Annotated in this window: 11 protein-coding genes; 2 read left to right on the top strand and 9 right to left on the bottom strand. The window is 60.9% G+C overall.

Going from position 1 to position 16,578, the window contains the following annotated elements:
• Positions 1-9 precede the first annotated feature (9 nt).
• The 5 genes from EJ076_RS18615 to EJ076_RS18595 are packed head-to-tail and all read right to left on the bottom strand — an operon-like array spanning position 10 to position 5,287.
• Positions 10-1,116: an SAM-dependent methyltransferase gene (locus tag EJ076_RS18615; protein ID WP_126068879.1), complete on the bottom strand. Its 1,107-nt coding sequence runs from the start codon at positions 1,114-1,116 to the stop codon at positions 10-12.
• A gap of 9 nt (positions 1,117-1,125) precedes the next feature.
• Positions 1,126-1,725 carry a DUF3726 domain-containing protein gene (locus EJ076_RS18610; RefSeq protein WP_164548679.1) on the bottom strand — a complete coding sequence of 200 codons (600 nt, stop codon included), beginning with the start codon at positions 1,723-1,725 and terminating at the stop codon, positions 1,126-1,128.
• Positions 1,722-3,362 (bottom strand): hypothetical protein, encoded by a 1,641-nt coding sequence (locus EJ076_RS18605; RefSeq protein WP_126068877.1) that lies wholly within the window; start codon positions 3,360-3,362, stop codon positions 1,722-1,724. The genes EJ076_RS18610 and EJ076_RS18605 overlap by 4 nt, the downstream gene beginning before the upstream one ends.
• The gene (locus EJ076_RS18600; RefSeq protein WP_245462832.1) at positions 3,359-4,378 is read right to left on the bottom strand and encodes an Ldh family oxidoreductase; all 1,020 of its coding nucleotides are present in this window, start codon (positions 4,376-4,378) and stop codon (positions 3,359-3,361) included. Before EJ076_RS18600 ends, EJ076_RS18605 begins: the two co-directional genes overlap by 4 nt.
• A complete protein-coding gene (locus EJ076_RS18595) occupies positions 4,379-5,287 on the bottom strand; it encodes a LysR family transcriptional regulator (RefSeq protein WP_126068876.1) in 909 nt (302 codons plus the stop codon).
• A 100-nt stretch (positions 5,288-5,387) separates the two neighbouring features.
• Between EJ076_RS18595 and EJ076_RS18590 the strand changes: the two genes are divergently transcribed.
• On the top strand, positions 5,388-6,836 hold the full coding sequence (locus EJ076_RS18590) for an aldehyde dehydrogenase family protein (protein WP_126068875.1): 1,449 nt from the start codon (positions 5,388-5,390) through the stop codon (positions 6,834-6,836).
• Positions 6,833-7,810, top strand: coding sequence for a membrane dipeptidase (locus tag EJ076_RS18585; protein ID WP_126068874.1), 978 nt, complete (start codon positions 6,833-6,835; stop codon positions 7,808-7,810). Before EJ076_RS18590 ends, EJ076_RS18585 begins: the two co-directional genes overlap by 4 nt.
• A gap of 357 nt (positions 7,811-8,167) precedes the next feature.
• Here EJ076_RS18585 and EJ076_RS18580 read toward each other — a convergent pair whose 3' ends face one another.
• Genes EJ076_RS18580 through EJ076_RS18565 form a run of 4 tightly spaced genes read right to left on the bottom strand, consistent with a single transcriptional unit; the run spans position 8,168 to position 16,426 of the window.
• Positions 8,168-9,487, bottom strand: a complete 1,320-nt coding sequence (locus EJ076_RS18580) for an HlyD family type I secretion periplasmic adaptor subunit (RefSeq protein ID WP_126068873.1) — start codon at positions 9,485-9,487, stop codon at positions 8,168-8,170.
• Between the two features lie 3 nt (positions 9,488-9,490).
• Positions 9,491-11,383, bottom strand: a complete 1,893-nt coding sequence (locus EJ076_RS18575) for a type I secretion system permease/ATPase (RefSeq protein WP_245462831.1) — start codon at positions 11,381-11,383, stop codon at positions 9,491-9,493.
• Positions 11,370-15,548, bottom strand: coding sequence for an Ig-like domain-containing protein (locus EJ076_RS18570; RefSeq protein WP_164548678.1), 4,179 nt, complete (start codon positions 15,546-15,548; stop codon positions 11,370-11,372). The genes EJ076_RS18575 and EJ076_RS18570 overlap by 14 nt, the downstream gene beginning before the upstream one ends.
• An 11-nt stretch (positions 15,549-15,559) precedes the next feature.
• Positions 15,560-16,426, bottom strand: coding sequence for a hypothetical protein (locus tag EJ076_RS18565; RefSeq protein ID WP_126068871.1), 867 nt, complete (start codon positions 16,424-16,426; stop codon positions 15,560-15,562).
• Between the last annotated feature and the right edge of the window lie 152 nt (positions 16,427-16,578).

Below are 16,578 nucleotides of genomic sequence, written 5' to 3'. Positions count from 1 at the left end.
GGATATCTCTTATGATTTGACGATCTCCGTCACACAGTGGACGTAGTCCATGCGATGCCCTTCGGGCGCGCGCGCGACGTCAGCTTCGTAAGCGCCGTAAAGATCATCGACGATTGCGGAACGGTCGTTCGCGGGACGCGAGGAATCCAGTGCGTTTGCAAAAACAGTTTCCGACCAGGAGCGGAGCGTCGGGACATACCCCCTGGCAAACTCCTCCGCATTGCGATGGGCCCGGAAGGCCTCAGCGTAGGGACACGGCGTCACCACGGTGAACATCGTCTCCAGCTCCAGTCCTGCTTGCGACACCGGCGAAGCGGGGTCGCGGAATGGCGCGGCGAACTCAGTCGGCGTCTTGTAGAATTGCTGGAATGTCGCGCTGACGTATTCGGTCTCGCTGATCCGCCCGACCCGAAGCAGGTCGCGCCAATGCCGTGCGAAAGAATCAAACATGTCGACCCCTGTCGTATGTCCGAGATAGCGCCCCGCTTCATCGACGCAGAAATTGGCTAGCGCCAGCCTGCCGCCGGAGCGTAGCTCGCGCGCCCTGGCAATCAGGATCGTCTCCCAGTCGTCCAAGGCTTGCGCGCGAAACAGCTGGCGCTCGGCATCGGTGGCGCCAACCGCCTGGACATGATCGGCAATCATGCCGGGCCGCTTGCTGATCCAGTGCATGGCCGTGGCGGAGAAGCCGAACGACAGGGAATTGTCGGGCACGATCTGGCGATAGAAGCTGGTGCCGCTGCCGAAGATGTAGAGTGAAGGCGTCTCCGCCAGCGGAACCTGCGCGGGAGCTCCAAGCAGTCCCTGGCTCAGCCGGAACAGAGTCGAGAAATCGTTGTGAGGCAGGTCGGTGTACGTGATCGAAATGGCGCGATCCGGTTCCGTTGCCCGGATGGCGCCGACCAGCCGCCGCATCATATCCATCGAGGTGCCGCCGTCGGCGGCGCCGAAATCGGCGATCGCGAATGGCTGGCCATCGGCCAGCCTGGGCATACTGGCGACAGAGGCGACGACGAGGTCGCCGACCTTGTCGATCACGTTCTTGGCCCCGACTGTGTTGGCCGAATAGTAGCCCGCGCCGCGCATGGCGATCTTCTGGACGTCGGCTGTGGTCATTGCTCTCCCCTATTCATCGTCGACACGGCCGCCGCCGGCGCCGCGCACGCGCGATCTCTCGCTTTCCGGCACATAGGTTTTGGCGGCGAAGGAATTCAGCGCAACAAGCGTCTGCTGCTCGACCGCCCTGCGTGACCCCGCGCGTGGCTGTCCAATGCCTGAACGGTGTTCGATGACGACATCAGCCCTGGACACCGAAAGTGCCGGCACATGCGCCAAGCGCATGGCCGACCGGCGCAGCATGGCGTCGAGCCAGACCGGCAGGCCGACATCGAGGATCGTGAGCGGCATCGCGTCAGCTGGAGGCGGGTGGTCGAGCAGAAGGGCAGCCGTTTTGGCCGGGCAGAGCGGCTTGCCGGCCGCTATATTGGCCCCGCCCTCGCCCTCGCCCTTGCCCTCGTACCAGCGCGCTGCGCGGATCAGATCAGGCGCCTCGAAGGAGCGCGCATTTTCGACCAGGCTCAGCATGGCCGAACCCCAATCCTGGCCGTCAGCCGCGAGCGCGCGCGCCGCGCGTCCGATATCCTCGGCAAGGCCCCATGAAAATCCCGCACCCCGCGCCGCTTTTGCGCTCAGCGTTTCCACCTCGTTGAACGACAGTTCGATCAACGGGCTTCTCCCACTGTGGCGACGTCCTCGATCAGATCCTCGCCGCTGAACAGGGCGATGCGCAGCCAGCGGTCCGAGCGTGGGTCGAAACTGCGAGCGCCGAAAAATGCGAGTTTGGCGCGCAAGATGTCGACCGGCCGCAGATCCGCGCCGATCAGATTGTCGTGGATCTCGGCATAAGGGAAGCGGGCGACGATCTGGGCGCGTCGCACGGCATGGCGCCATTGCGGGTGGCGTAGCAAGAACCCAGCGACATTGGCCGAAGCGGGCTCTAGCGCAAGGGCCGCGGCCAGGCTGAGCGCGTCGCGCGCCGTGGCCAAAGGCTGTTCGAGCTCGGCTCCGTCTTCCTCGAAGCGTTCGCCGAGACGAGGCTCAAGCTTTTCTGCCGAGACATACCAGAAACGGGCATTGGCGGCTGGATCATCGAAGTCGATCCTTGCCGCCCAAAAATAGCAGTCGAGAAGCGCCTGGCGAAGCGCGCCGCAAGACATGCGGCCGTCGATCACATGGCCGGGCGTCTCGTCGGCCTTCATTGTCTCGCCAAGGTCGTCGATTAGGGCGCCGTGCGGCTCGAGGATCAGCGAAACACAGGCCTCCTGCCCCTCCATGGAGAGCCGTTCCTCGGCGAAGCGATAGAGTGCATCCCAGGGCTGGAGCCCTGCCAGAAGATAATCGAAATTTTCTGCCAGAGTGTCGAGATCGTTGATCAGTAACCGGGTCGCGGCGGCCTGACGATTGTCGTCGCTATGCCAGCGGGCAACACGCCGACGCAGGTCGGCGAGAGCCTCCGAAAAGATCTTCCGTTCCGCCTCGCCGGCATGCGGTTCGCTGCGAACGCGTGCCAGCGCGGTTTCGCGGGCAAGGAACCAGCTATGCGTCAGCAGTGGATGGCGAACAAGAAAGGGCGCCATGCCGAGCCCCGTCGCATTGCCCACGCCCAGCGCCCGACGCAGATCCGGCGCCAGCCTCGCCGCGCCGGCCGGATTGCGGCAATGGGCGATGTGATCGACCAGATCGAGCGTGAAGGACCGGATCAGCCAGACCGTGAGCATCTCCGCCTGGAACGAGCCGGCAAGCTCCGGCCGCGACTCGATCTCGTCGCGGTCGGCAATGCCGAACTTGCCGTTGCCATAGACCGCCGTGGTGCGCAGCAAATAGCCTACACCAAGCAAATTCTCCTCGTCCGGCTGCCGTCCCTGCGCCAGCTGCGTGACGACCTCCTCGAACAGCCGCACGCTCTTGTTGGCGCGTGCCAGCACGAGTTCGCGGCTTGTAAAGCGACCCGCTTCCTGCAGCGGCGCATTCCCTTCCAGCCTTACGATCTCGGCATGATCGGGCAATCCGTCATACAGCACGTAGCTCGTGTCCCAGGCCTGCGCGATCACCCGGTCGGAACGGTTTTCATCATCGAGGGGCGTCGAGAACGCGACAAGGCTGTAGACCCTTGCCGGCGTCTCGACCGCATAGACCGCGCGTCCGAAGCCACGGTTATCCAGTTCGAACCGATCCTTGCGCACACGCCATTGTTCCTTGGTGGCGCGGCGGATCAGCTGGCGCAGGAAACTCAACCGCGTCGGATGTGCCGCGCCAAGCCGCTGCAGGCGCATGACGATCTCGGGCGGGCGCAATGCAATCATGCGGCTGTCCCGGCGAGCTTTTCGAGCGTGGCAAGCGTTTCCGCCGCCACCTCGATACCTTCGCGTGTATTGCGCTCGCGCGCGGCAAAGCGCCGTGTCGCCGGAAGCCTTGCCTCGCCGGCGAAGGCACCAACGACGATCTCCAGCGCTCCGGCGAACGCTCCACCCGAGGTAGCGTCGGGGGCGACCGCCAGGAAGAATTGACCAGTCCCAGGGGGACCTCCGGCTGTGCCGGAGAACGGACTGGCGACAAGCCCTGGGTTGGCGCCGGTTAGGCATGCGGCGAAAATCTCCACCAGCAGGGCGGAGCCGACGCCCTTATAGCCGCCGGCCGGCGCCATCGTGCCCTTCAGCGCTTCGCCGGCATCGGTGGTGGTCTCGCCGCTGGCGTCGAAGGCCCAGCCGGGAGGGATAGGTTCGCCGGCGCGAGCCCGCTTGATGACTTCGCTCTTGGCGACGACACTCGCGCTCTGATCGATGACGAAGCGCGCGCCGCCTTGCCCGTCGGGAACCGCCAGCGACCAGGGATTTGTGCCAACGGCCGCCTTGCGGCCGCCCCAGGGCGCGATCGAGGCCGGCGCGTTGGTGAAGCCCAGCCCGACCAGGCCGTCCCGGGCGATCCGTTCCGTGTGATAACCAAGCGCGCCGCAGTTGTAGGAGTTGCGGATGGCGAGCGCCGCGAGACCTTGCGAACGCGCCGCTTCGATCAATTGCGGCAGGCTGGCGGAAATGGCGGCGTGGGCGAAGCCGTTGCCGGCATCGACAACGACGACTGCCGGTGCCGGACGCGTCAGGCTCGGCTCTGCCTGTCCCAGAACCTTGCCGCAGTCAAGATGCTCGCAATAGGTCGGCAGATACATCAGGCCGTGCGACTTCAGGCCGTCGCGTTCGGCCGCTGCGACGCCGGCGGCCAGCGCCCGGGCCTGCGTTTCGCTGGCGCCGTGACGCATCAGGGCGGTGCAGGCCAGCGTCTCGATCCGGGCTTGCGTCAGGCGCGTCATCTGGTCACCCGCCATTCACGCCGCCGCATAGCCGAATTCTCCCTCGCTCGCCCGCGTCTGCACGCGAATGCATTCGATGAACCTGAGCGATGCCGGCTGCAGGTTACGGCCTTCCTTGGCGATCCAGCCGACCGTTCGGCTCGAACGAGGGTCGGCAAGCGGCACAAAGCGAACGGCGTGGCTGGATTTCCAGCGGCAAAGCCGAGGCAGGATGGTCACGCCTAGCCCGGCCTCCGCCATCGCCAGATTGGAGCCCACATTTCTCGCGGTTAATTTCGAGCCGGCGGCAAGCGCGTCGATCTCGGCAATGCCAAGGGCTGCGGCCGCGCCATTCTGGATGAAGCTCTCGCCTTCCAGTTGCTCCCACGTCAATGGACGTTTCGATTTGGCCAGGGGATGATCGACCGGGCAGACGAAATCGAGCGGCTCCTGGAACAGCGGCTCGAAGCTGAGTTGCGGCCGCTTGGTTGCAAGCACGCACAAGCCGACCTCCACCATGCCGTTTTCGACCGCCTCGACGATGGCGTTGGAATCGCTGTCGCGAACATGGATATCGAAGCGGTCGCCTTCGGCGCGCAGCTGGGCGATCGCCCGTGGCAGCAAGGTCACGGCAACGGAAGGCACGCTTGCGACGTCACAGCGGCCCTCCCGATCGGCCGCGTAGCTGACGATGGCCAGGCAGGCGCGATCATAGTGGGCGATCATTGCCCGCGCCTCGTCGAGCACGATGCGCCCCACGGCTGAAAGCGCACCCTTGCGCTCGCTCTCAAACAGTGGCGCGCCAATGTCGTCCTCGAGCTGTTTGAGGGTCATCGACACAGCGGACGGCGTGCGGCCGATCTGATTCGCCGCGGCGCGCACGCCACCGCTCTCGCAAACCGCGACGAAGCTGCGCATGCCGATCAGGCTGATGGTTTTGGTCACTGTTAAGCTTGTCTGAACATTTGTACCAAAAATTGAGCTTGATTGAAGTTCACAGCATTGGTTAGGTCGTTGTCAACCGAATTGATGCAGGACGAACACGATGCTGAACGGACAGAACTTCGTTGCCGGCGAGTGGCGCGATGGCGCCGACTGGATCGAGGACAGCAATCCGTCGGACCTCACCGATAGTGTCGGGCGTTTTGCCCAAGCTGCATCGTCCGATGTTCACGACGCCGTGGCGGCGGCTCATGGCGCGCAGCGAGAATGGGCGGCGGCCGGGCTCGAAGCTAGGGCCACTGTGCTGGATGCCATCGGCCGCGAATTGATGGCGCGCTCGAAGGAGCTTGGCGAACTGCTGTCCCGTGAGGAAGGCAAGATCCTGGCCGAGGGCGTTGGCGAGGTCTATCGCGCCGGGCAGTTCTTCACCTATTTCGCCGCCGAGGCGCTGCGCAATCTCGGCTCTTCGGCGGACTCTGTCAGGGCCGGCGTGGACGTCCTGACAGAGCGCGAGCCGCTCGGCGTCGTCGCGATCATATCGCCGTGGAATTTTCCCATCGCCACCGCGTCCTGGAAGATCGCGCCGGCACTGGCTTTCGGCAATGCCGTCGTCTGGAAGCCGGCCAGCATTACGCCAGCCAGCGCCTGGGCGTTGTCTGAGATCATCAGCCGGCAGGCCATCCCAAAAGGCCTTTTCAATCTCGTCATGGGATCGGGATCGACAATCGGTCGCGAGCTTGCCGCAAGCGCCGACATCCAAGGCCTGAGTTTCACCGGCTCCGGCGCCGTCGGCTCCGGCATCGCGGCATTGGCCGCGGCGCGGTTCGTGAAACTTCAGCTCGAAATGGGGTCGAAGAACCCATTCGTGGTCATGGACGACGCCGACCTCGACCGCGCCGTCGACCTTGCCGTGAACGGCGCTTTTGGCGGCTCGGGACAGAAATGCACGGCGTCCTCGCGTCTCATCGTCCACAAGCCGGTGCATGATGCCTTTGTCGAGAAGTTCCTTGCAAAAACCAAGGCGCTGAAGGTCGGCCATGCCCTGGAAGCCGGTGTCCAGATGGGACCGGTCGTCAGCGCCGGGCAACTCGTCGCCAACCTCGACTATGTGGCGCTCGGCAAAAGCGAAGGCGCCGAGCTTGCAACAGGTGGCGAGGCGCTCGACCGGGCGCATCGGGGACACTACATGGCGCCCACCGTTTTCCTCAACGGGCGCTCGCGCATGCGCATCAACCAGGAGGAAATGTTTGCGCCGATCACCTGCGTCATCACCGCCAATGATCTTGACGAGGCAATCTTCCTCGCCAACGACACGCCTTATGGGCTGACGGCGGGGATCGCCACGCGCTCATTGGCGCGCGCCACGAAGTTCCGCCATGCGTCGCGCTCGGGCTGCGTCATGGTCAACCTTGCGACCGCAGGCACAGACTATCATGTGCCGTTCGGCGGGGTTCGTGCCTCCAGCTACGGCCCGCGCGAGCAGGGCCGTGCCGCGGTCGAGTTCTACACGCAGGTCAAGACGTCCTATATCCATGCGGGCGTACCCGAATGACTACCGATCAGCCCCAGGTGCTCATTGACGGGCTTCAATACTGCAACTGGTCGCGCGAGATCTTTCAACAGATGCGCCAGGGCGGCCTGACCGCGGTCCACGCCACTGTCGGCTACCATGGAGGTTTCCGCGAGACGGTGCGCCACCTCATCGATTGGCGCACACGCTTCCGCGACAACGAGGACGTCATCCTTTTGGCGCGCGACAGCGCCGACATCGAGCGCGCTCGCGCCACGAACCGGACGGCGATTTTCCTCGGCCTGCAGAACCCGATGCCGATCGAGGACGACATCGGCCTGATCGAAATGCTCTTCGATCTCGGCATCCGCTTCATGCAGCTCTCCTACAACAACCAGTCGCTTTTGGGCTGCGGCTGGATGGAAAAGGAAGACAGCGGCATCACCCGCATGGGGCGCGAGGCGATTGTCGAAATGAACCGGCTCGGCATGATCATCGATCTGTCGCACGCGGGCGAGCGAACGGCGCTGGAAGCGATCGCGCTGTCGCAAAAGCCGGTGGTCATCAGCCACGCCAATCCGCGTTGGCTCTGCGACAGCAACCGCAATGTTTCAAGGACCGTCATGCAAGCGCTGCGCGACAAGCAGGGACTGCTCGGCCTTTCGCTCTACCCGTTGCATCTTCAGCAGGGCTCGGAGACGACGCTTCGGCAATTCGGCGAAATGGCCTCAGCAGCCGCCGAGATCATGGGAGCGGAGCAACTCGGCATTGGCTCGGATCTTTGCCAGGACCAGCCAGACAGCGTCGTGCGCTGGATGCGTGAGGGCCGCTGGACCCGCCAGGCGATCGGGGCCGCGCGCTTTCCGCCTCAACCGTCCTGGTTCGGATCGAACCTCGACTTTCCCAAGCTTTCGGAAGGCCTTCTGTCGGCGGGCTTCGGCAAAGTCGAAACCTCGCTCGTGCTTGGCGATGCCTGGCATCGCTTCGTCGTCACTAGCCTCCCTAACGTTGCATGATAGGAGACAAATCAACTCGCTGGCCTAGGTGGACCACCTACCCCTCGCGGGCGCCAGCGCGACCTCGGTCTTATCGTGGACAACGTCTGCTCTAAGGAAGTGCCGGAACTTACTCCCTTTGACCAAGCTAGACGCATCCGGCAGCTTTGGGGCCGGGAGCGGAATGGCAGCTTCCGGTATGCAAGAAGCAATTGCGGACATTCAAATTGGGGGCATCGGCAATATAGAGCTACCGATGACTCTTCATGGTCACTTACCCTTCAGGGCCACGAATCCTCTCCAGCACCGAACTGACTTGGTCCCACTGCCGGGCATTTCGGTGCTTCCGGCTTGTGCGTTCTTGTTCGCTTGTCGCTGTTACCGCTCCACGAACGCCCGATGGAACGAGTCCAATACCGGCCTGACCAGATATTCGAAGAAGGTCCGATCGCCGGTGCTGATAAAGGCTTCGACCGGCATACCGGGGTAGAGTTGTTCCGCGGTGACAGGGGCGGGAAGGTCGTCGGTGATCCGCAGCTTGGCCCGATAGTAGGGCTCGTGAGTATTTTCATCCATCAAACGGTCAGCCGATACGTTGATGACCGTTGCGGCCACGTCCGGGGTGAGGCGCGTGTTGAGGGCCGTCAGTTTGAGTCTCGCGGATTGTCCAGCATGGACCGAGTCGATGTCTCGCGGGCTGAGTTTCGCCTCAACGATCAGACTGGAGCCGGTGGGCAGGATCTCGATAACCTTCTCGCCGGGTGCAACGACAGCCCCTGGCGAGCTGTAGACGGCCGAAACGATGATCCCGTCGGTTGGGGAACGCACCGTGGTCCTAGACAGGATCGCTTGCGCGGCGGCGAGCTGCTCTTCGATGTCCGCCAGCGACGTGCGTGTCTCTGCGAGTTCGCTGACAGCTTGCTCGACCCGTTGGGTTTTGCTGCGCTCGATTTGTTCCTTGGCCTCGACGACCTGGCTGCGCGTTGACGCGAGCTCGGACTCGATTGATCCCGCCTGGCCGATGAGATCTGCCTGGTTGCGCTGGATCTGGGTGTATTCGAAGTGGTTTGTCAGGCCCTGGTCGACCAGTGCCTTCTTGCGCTTGAGCTCGTCGGCAACGATCGTCAACTGGCTCTCGATCGCCTGTCGCTGCGCTGATAGGCCCACCAGGGATTCCCGCAGCGTCGAGACGCGCTGGTTGAGGATGTCCTGCTCCGACTTGAAGCGACTCAGTCGCGCGACAAACTCCTTGCGCTGCTCCTCAATAAGATTGGAAAGCTCGATGTCGTCAGCGCTTTGGCGCAGGCTTTCGGGGAGTTCAAGAGCTGTGGCGCTATCGCGTTCAGAGATTAAGCGCTGGGCCTTGGCCGATAGGGAAACAAACTGCTTGGACAGCCGGTTGACCTGGGTTTTGGCCGTGGTGTCATCAAGCAGAATCAATTCCTGGCCCGCTTTCACGCGGTCGCCTTCCTCGATCAACGTCTGATGGATGATCCCGCCCTCCAGATGTTGGATCCTCACGTTACGGCCGGACGCGGAAATTGCACCATGGGCTACGGCCGCTCCAGATAGCGGAGCTGTGGCGGCCCAATAGCCGAAGCACCCCACGAGTAAGGCTATGGCGCCATACCCGGTCAGCGCAACTGTGCCAATTTGCGACCGAATTTTTTTCTCCCATTCAAAGACAGCTGTCGTCATCTCCTAACCCTGTTTCGTGCTGAGCGGTCCGTTCCAGCGTCCGCTGCCTTGACTGGCCGTGCTGAAGGAAGCCACATGCGGTTTTCCGTTGAGCTCCACTTGCGGCGCGGGTCGCGTCGGCGTTGCACCTGTGGCGAGTTGCTTGAGGACTTCGGCGCTTGGACCGAACATCTCGATGATGCCATTGCGAAGCAGCAACGCCCGGTCGCAGGTCGCAGCCAATGAAGGCCGGTGGGTAACAACCACGATCGTCGTTCCAGCTTGGCGCGCTTCCGTCAGTGCTCGTCCAAGCGCATGCTCGCCCTCCTGGTCGAGGTTGGCGTTGGGTTCGTCAAGGATAAGAATCCGCGGGTTGCCGTAGAATGCGCGTGCGAGACCGACGCGCTGTCGTTCGCCACCGGACAGGGCGCCGTTTGAGGCCCCGAGCGGTGTTTGGTAACCCTCGCGTTGCGCAAGGATCAACTCGTGCGCCTGCGCTCGTTTGGCAGCTTCGACGACTGCCTCGTCGGCAGATTTGGGATCGAAGCGGGCGAGGTTCTGGGCGATTGTGCCTGGCAGGAACTGGATGTCTTGGGCGAGATAGCCGATGGAGCGTCCAAGCTGGGCCTCGTCCCATGTTCGTAGGTCGGCCCCATCCATCTCTATCGTACCGGAGCCGGGAAAAATCGCTCCTACGAGGAGCCGCGCCAAGGTCGATTTGCCAGCCCGGCTCGGACCGATGATCGCAATCGCCTCACCCGCGCGGATCTCAAAATTCAGCCTTTTGATAACCGGCTCGGCTCCAGGCGCCGATCCGGGTGGTAGATACACAAGGTCGCGCACAGTCAGCCGGCCCGATGGAGCGGGAAGCTGGATTCGTGCCGGGGCCTTTTCAGCGCTCTCGGGTAATATCTTCTTGAGGCGAAGCCAGGCTTGCCGTGCATCGATGATCTGACGCCAGCCACCAATCAATTGGTCAAGGGGTTGCAGAGCGCGGCCCGAAATGATGGATGATGCGAAGATCATGCCGGCGGTCATTTTGCCCTGCAGGACTAGCCAGGCTCCGAGTCCGAGGATGGCAAGCTGCAGCAACATGCGCGTGGATCGTGAGATGCCGCTGAACACTGCGCTGGTGGCGGCTGCGCGGTCCTGGGTCTCCAGCGCATCGCCAAAGCTCTTGCCCCAGACTTCGGTGATATTTCCATTCATGCCCATGGCGCGCACTGTCTCTGCATTTCGAACGAATGCCTGGGCTGTGAGGTTGGCCCTGGCTGACTGCTCGGAGGCCTTGGCTGAGTTCTTTCGATTGGCGATCTGCGTCAGAACAACCAAGATCAGCATGATTGCGGCGCCAAGAATGGTCAGAAGGCTCAGATACGGATTAATCAACGCCAAAAGCACGATGAACAGCGGCACGAATGGCAGGTCGAAAAGCGTGCTGAGCCCGCGGGAGGCGACGAAAGCGCGGACGGTCCCGAGCTCCCGCAAAGCCTGGATATCGCCGGCGTCCGCACGAGGGGAGCGCAATGATACCGCAAAAGCGCTCGATGCGAACTTCCGGTCGAGGTTCGCGGCGACCCTCTGCGAATAGACGGAGCGGACCACCTCGAACAGCCCGAGAAAGGCCAAGGCAAGGACCGCCATAATGGATAGATAGACGAGGGTGTCGACATTGGCCGCCGGGAGCACCCGGTCATAGACCTGTATCATGAACAACGGCATCACCAGCAACAACACGTTGATGATCACTGAGAAGAGCCCGATGTCGAAAACGCTCCTGGCGAATGAAGCCGTGGTGCCCTGTTTGTCCAATGTGTCCCAGCCCTGGCGAAAGTTTGCCGCGAGGCGCCCAGCCGACGCCGCGAGGTCGAGGCAGCGCCGGTAGCGGCGCCGTTCTTGTTGATCAGACCAGTCCACCGATGGGTTCGGAATCGAACCAGAAGTCACCGGGGCTGTGGTTGGCAGCAGCGATGATGTCGCTTAGCGAGAGGGCAGCCGTGCCGTTGAATTGGATGTATTCGACATTGGTGAATTCGATCGTCGCGGACTGGCTCGGGTTGCTGTCGTTGTAGATCCAGAAGGAATTGCCGTTGCCTTGGATGCGATAGTCCTGGATGTCACCGTTGAAGACGATGATGTCGTCGCCAGCCTTGCCGTCGATAAAAGGTCCGTCGCCGGCACTATAATTGACGGTGTCGTTGAAGCGCGAGCCGCCGAAAGAGCCGCCGGCGCCGACGGACGCGGAAACGCCCTGGTTGTTGCCGGGATCGTAAGCCTGCCCGACATGGATGACACCGAAGCCGGGAACCTCTGTCTTGGCCTCATCATTATTGTCGGGGTCGGTCAGGGCGTAGGTGAACCAGTCGGCCCCGGTGAAGCCGGTGTCGGGCGTGTAGACGTAGTCGGTCCCGTTGAAGGCGATGGTTCCGTGCTGCGGCTGATCCCAGACGGCGGCATTGTAGTGCGCCCCGGTGGGGATCGTGTCATTGCCGGTCATATTGAGGACGACAGCGGTTCCGGCCGTTGTCCAGTAGCGATCGTCATTGGCCACCCAGGCACTGCCGTTGGCGTGCGGGACGTTGATCGGTCTCGAATCCGGCCAGATGTCCCCCGGCTCGTGGCCGGCGGCGGTGATGATATCCGATATCGCAAGCTTGCCGGTGTCGGCGAACTTCAGGTGCTCGAAATTGGTGATTTCGATCACGTCCGCGGCTGCATTGGCCGAGTTGTAGACCCAGAAATGGTCGTCATTGCCCTGGATGCGGTAGTCGGCGACATCGCCCGAGAAGACCATGGTGTCGTCGCCGCCCTTGCCGTCGGCGAAGGACGTGTTGCCACCGGTAAACAGGGCCGTGTCGTCGAAGCTCGAGCCGCCGAAATAGGTCGAGTTGCCGGTGCCGACCGATCCGGTGACACCGGTGTAGTCATTGGGATCGACGGTCTGGCCGACATGCACGATCGCGACCCCCGGGTTGTCGGGCGTCATGTTCTCGTCATTGTTGTCGGCGTCGAACAGCCCGTAGTAGAACCAGTCGACACCGGTGAAGCCGGCATCAGGCGTGTAGGTGTAGCCGGTACCGTTCCACACGACGGAACCGTGGCTGGGCTGCTCGTAGAGATAGGCGTTATAGTTGGCGCCACCGGGGATCGTGTCGTTGGCCGTGAGGTCGACCACGGTCGACGTCTCGAAACCTGCCCAGAACCGGTCATCGTGAGCAGCCCAAGGCTGTTCCATAGGTTCAGCTAGCCCCTCGAAATATGCTCGCGCCCATGTCGGGCCGCCGTCGAAGCTGATCGATTCGATGCCGTCGCCTGAGAACTGCCCTTCAATTGTAATCTGCCCGATGCCCGCAACGGTCAGAATCAGATCGTTGTCGCTTCTCAAAAGCTCGATGTCACTTTCGGCAACTCCAGCCAGGAACTGCAAGATGTCTGTATCACCGGCGTCTCCGGTATCGACGACTGTGTCATTGCCGTCACCTACACTCCAGGAATAGGCGTCGCCGCCGCCCTGACCTTCGACGCGGTCTGCCCCAATTCCTCCTGACAGTTGGTCCGCGCCGTCTCCCCCAAAAAGCATGTCAGCGCCGGCGCCACCAGCGAGAGCGTCATTGCCTGCTTGACCAAAAATGAAGTCGGCGCCGTTGTTGCCATTCACAATGTCCGCGCCGTCGCCCGCGAGCACGACGTCATCACCAGCAAGGGCATCTATCGTGTCCGCGACCGCTGTTCCATTGATAGCGTCATCGTGAATGGTCGGACCGATCGGGTGTGGCGGAAGCTCGGGAGGAGCCTGCACATTCCCGCTTGGCTCCGTTTGAAAGGCGTTCAAGTCAATTGTAATGTGAGCTGCGCTGTCGAATTCCGGAGCCTTCAGCGCATCCCCAACTCCGCTACTGACGATTTCGTCAAGCAGCCCACCGAGTGTCGGTGGATATTCGATTGAACCATAGTAGTAAGTATTAGAGCCATCACCCTCGAACAGGATATAATGCGATATGACATAGTCGACTATTGCATAAGTCTTCATGTCGTCGCTCCACTCGATGGAAGCGCCGTTCCCGGCAAGGTCGAATCCGATGTCGCCGTTGGTGTACCCGAAAAAGCTTAGTGGGTAATTTTCAAAATGGTTAATGCCAATGCTGACATAATTATAATATGAATCACTCGAAATTATAGTGTGCGGGTCTGTTCCATTCCAATAAAGATCTGAACCGAGAAATGTTCCGGTCGTTGCGGTCCAATCTCCGCTTACTAGCTCTTTAAGGGTTTCAGTATACTCGCTTTCTATCCATTTATCTGGAGAATGTACAGCTACGCCATTGTAGAAATCACCCCAAAATTTGTCGCCGATCGCATGTGCATCAGTCCGGGTGCTGGTATCACTACGAACGGTGTAGTCGACGACCTGTTCATCATAGTAGTAATATTTATCAGATGCCTCTGGGTTAATGACGATATAGTCGAAGGCGCTTCCCGTGTCATAGTAAAGCTGAGCAAAAAGTTTACCGACATCGATGTTCTGGACAAGTTCTGTTGTTGCGTTGTCCGTATAGATGAAGGCGATATCTCCGCGCTCGAAATGGAACTCGTCCGAACCTTCTCCTCCCCACAAGATCTGCCTGGTCGGAATATCCTCTTCCCCATCGTAATTCGGGGAAGATAGGTAAAATACGTCATTTCCTGTATTTCCAATTAGGATATCTTCGCCTTCGGTTGCCACGACTTTATCGTCGCCGGCTCCCCCGACAACAATGTCTGAGCCGATATCGAGGGCATCGTATTGCCCGCCGGTTTCAGGGCTGCCGATAAGCCCGGCATAGAGGGTATCGTTCCCGGTGCCACCTCGGATGATGTCGTCCCCGGCGCCGCCAATCAGGATGTCAGCACCATCTTGGCCATAGAGGATGTCTGCGCCATCCCCGCCACTAAGATGATCTTCGCCGCCTGCGCCAAAGATGGCATCATTTCCCGCGTCGCTGTCGATCGTATCATTGCCACCGATGGTGAAAAATGAGTCCGTGCCGAAGAGGATGTCATTTCCAGAAGTAGCCGCCGCTCTTATCGATCCATGTGGATCAGCTCCGGAAAAATCGTTCTCCTGCGACTGCGCGTTTGCGTCACCGTCGTAGGTGCCAAAGCTGGTCGATTCCGTCAGTTTGGTCCAATCGCCATCCGGTGGCGCATATTGGTCAATCAACGTTCCAAGAGCAGCATGCATCAGGGGCAACGAGACGAGTCCGAGGCCGGCGGCTGCAATCGATGCCCCTGCTTCAAGAGCAACTTCCCAAGGGTTTTGCGATTCGCCCACTCCCACATCTCCGGCGGCAACCGTTTTGCCTGTTGCGGTGTTGACGGCGTATTCGAGCAATCCGTCTGCCGAGTGGACTATCTGGTAGCCTTGCTTTCCCTCGTAGTCGGAGATCTGCTTGCCAAGTTCACCGACATAAGATCCAACGTACAGAGAGGCTAATGCCGCTGCGCGGATGCCAGCGTGGATTCCGCCATCGGCGGCGATGAAATCCAACATGTCACTTACGCCTGGGGCTTGTCCGTTGACGGCTCTGTTCCCAAACCACAGTACAAAATCCTTGATGGCGACCACGGTTTCGCCAATACCTGCTAGCGAAAGCACATTGCCTGGAAAATGCTCAAGCTCGTTTGCATTGAGCCAAGCACCTTCGGCCGTCTTGAAAAATGCGTCCTCCGTGAGGAACCCGCCGACACGACCATCCTCTATGGAATCGGGCAGTTGCATGCCGTTAAATGCCGAATCTGCAACTTTCTGCGACAGGTAATAAATTCCCTTGTAGGTAGTGGTGCCCAGGCTCGCCTGAAGAAGGGCGTTAGAAAGAAATGCGATTGCACCGACGTCATCGCTGAACGTTGCGATCTTCGTCTGTAGGCCTGCCTCAACAGCGCCGGACTGCGTTCCCGTGGCGAGGTTATGGGACATTGCATAGTAGGTTGAATAGAAGCCCCCGCGATCGCCTGCGCCGAGGACGTCGCCCAGATATTCAAGTTCGCCGGCCGACAATGCCATGCCGTCTTCAAGAAGGTCCGCGTCGGTAATAACGGTCATGACGTGCTCCATCAATCATTGACAACGGTTGCGTTCGAGACCGTTTCTCGAACGATATTGCTTTTGAGAAATACTCTCGCCTTGTCCGCAAGGTCGTCGACGCCGCAAAAGAACTGCGAGTCGAAAGACAAAGTGAACGGCGCCCAACTGTTCAGAAATTCTTCTGATCTGCAGGCTACGGTTCCGGGGCTTGGCGAGCAGTAGAGGATCTTCGTCAGGCGCCGAGCGGCGTCGAACCTGACAAAGACGTTCGCGGTGTCGAATGGTTTGTTCAGACCCGCCAGCGCTTGCGAATTCAGCGTCCGGTACGCACTCTCATCCCGCAGGGCAGCATAGCCACAATAGACCTGACCAGTATCTGTAAGATCGGCTTGTGTGCCACTATTGTTTGAGGCTGAACCTGCAGGGCCGCTATCGAGCGCCTTGGCGATTGCCTCTGGGGTGGGTGTCTGCTCGTAAGAATGGTTCTTGCGAAGCTCAACGTTCCGCACCGATGTGCTGTAAACGAGCAAAGTAACTTTCTGATGCTTATCTATTTGCGCCCCGCCATTGCCTTTCTCTTCCAACCTCTCATCTCGATAGTAAACGACATAGGGCAATTGGGTTTTCGGCCCGGATCCTGATACAATGTTTGTCATTGCTTGAGATGCATCGACCTTAAAGGTCAGACTGTTCCCAGTCGTAACGACCTCGCGCGCATTCGCGCCAAGCGCTTTTGAAGCGCTGTATTCGACGAGAGTGACATAGTCATACTGGCCCCCAAAAATGGAGTCGTAGATCGCCCCAGGGAGCGATCTCAGCGCCGTGAGCGTGACCGTTTCACGTCGGCCCGGCTCGACCGGCCAACTGCCAGCAGCGACGGAAGAGCTGGGTGACAAAGGGAATAGCAGTAAGAGAGCCGCCAGCCGTACGGCCTGCCTCAGGCTAGCGCTACGAGGCATGTTCAAGGTTGGGCGACGGGAGGCCAAGTGGAAGCGAGGAGGAAGCCTTGCTGGAATTTGACCGCCTGCCGCTTGTGCGAGGCAAGCGC

It is taken from the genome of Mesorhizobium sp. M7D.F.Ca.US.005.01.1.1 (assembly GCF_003952545.1).
In the GTDB taxonomy this organism is placed as follows: Bacteria; Pseudomonadota; Alphaproteobacteria; order Rhizobiales; family Rhizobiaceae; genus Mesorhizobium; species Mesorhizobium loti.
Note: the sequence above shows the minus strand (reverse complement) of the source record. Positions and strands in the feature narration are given on the sequence as shown.

What these genes read in the sequence shown, in the direction of transcription:
- EJ076_RS18615 (WP_126068879.1), bottom strand. Translation starts at nt 1,116, where the DNA reads ATGACCACAGCCGACGTCCAGAAGATCGCCATGCGCGGCGCGGGCTAC.
- EJ076_RS18605 (WP_126068877.1), bottom strand. Translation starts at nt 3,362, where the DNA reads ATGATTGCATTGCGCCCGCCCGAGATCGTCATGCGCCTGCAGCGGCTT.
- EJ076_RS18600 (WP_245462832.1), bottom strand. Translation starts at nt 4,378, where the DNA reads ATGGCGGGTGACCAGATGACGCGCCTGACGCAAGCCCGGATCGAGACG.
- EJ076_RS18590 (WP_126068875.1), top strand. Translation starts at nt 5,388, where the DNA reads ATGCTGAACGGACAGAACTTCGTTGCCGGCGAGTGGCGCGATGGCGCC.
- EJ076_RS18585 (WP_126068874.1), top strand. Translation starts at nt 6,833, where the DNA reads ATGACTACCGATCAGCCCCAGGTGCTCATTGACGGGCTTCAATACTGC.
- EJ076_RS18580 (WP_126068873.1), bottom strand. Translation starts at nt 9,487, where the DNA reads ATGACGACAGCTGTCTTTGAATGGGAGAAAAAAATTCGGTCGCAAATT.
- EJ076_RS18570 (WP_164548678.1), bottom strand. Translation starts at nt 15,548, where the DNA reads ATGACCGTTATTACCGACGCGGACCTTCTTGAAGACGGCATGGCATTG.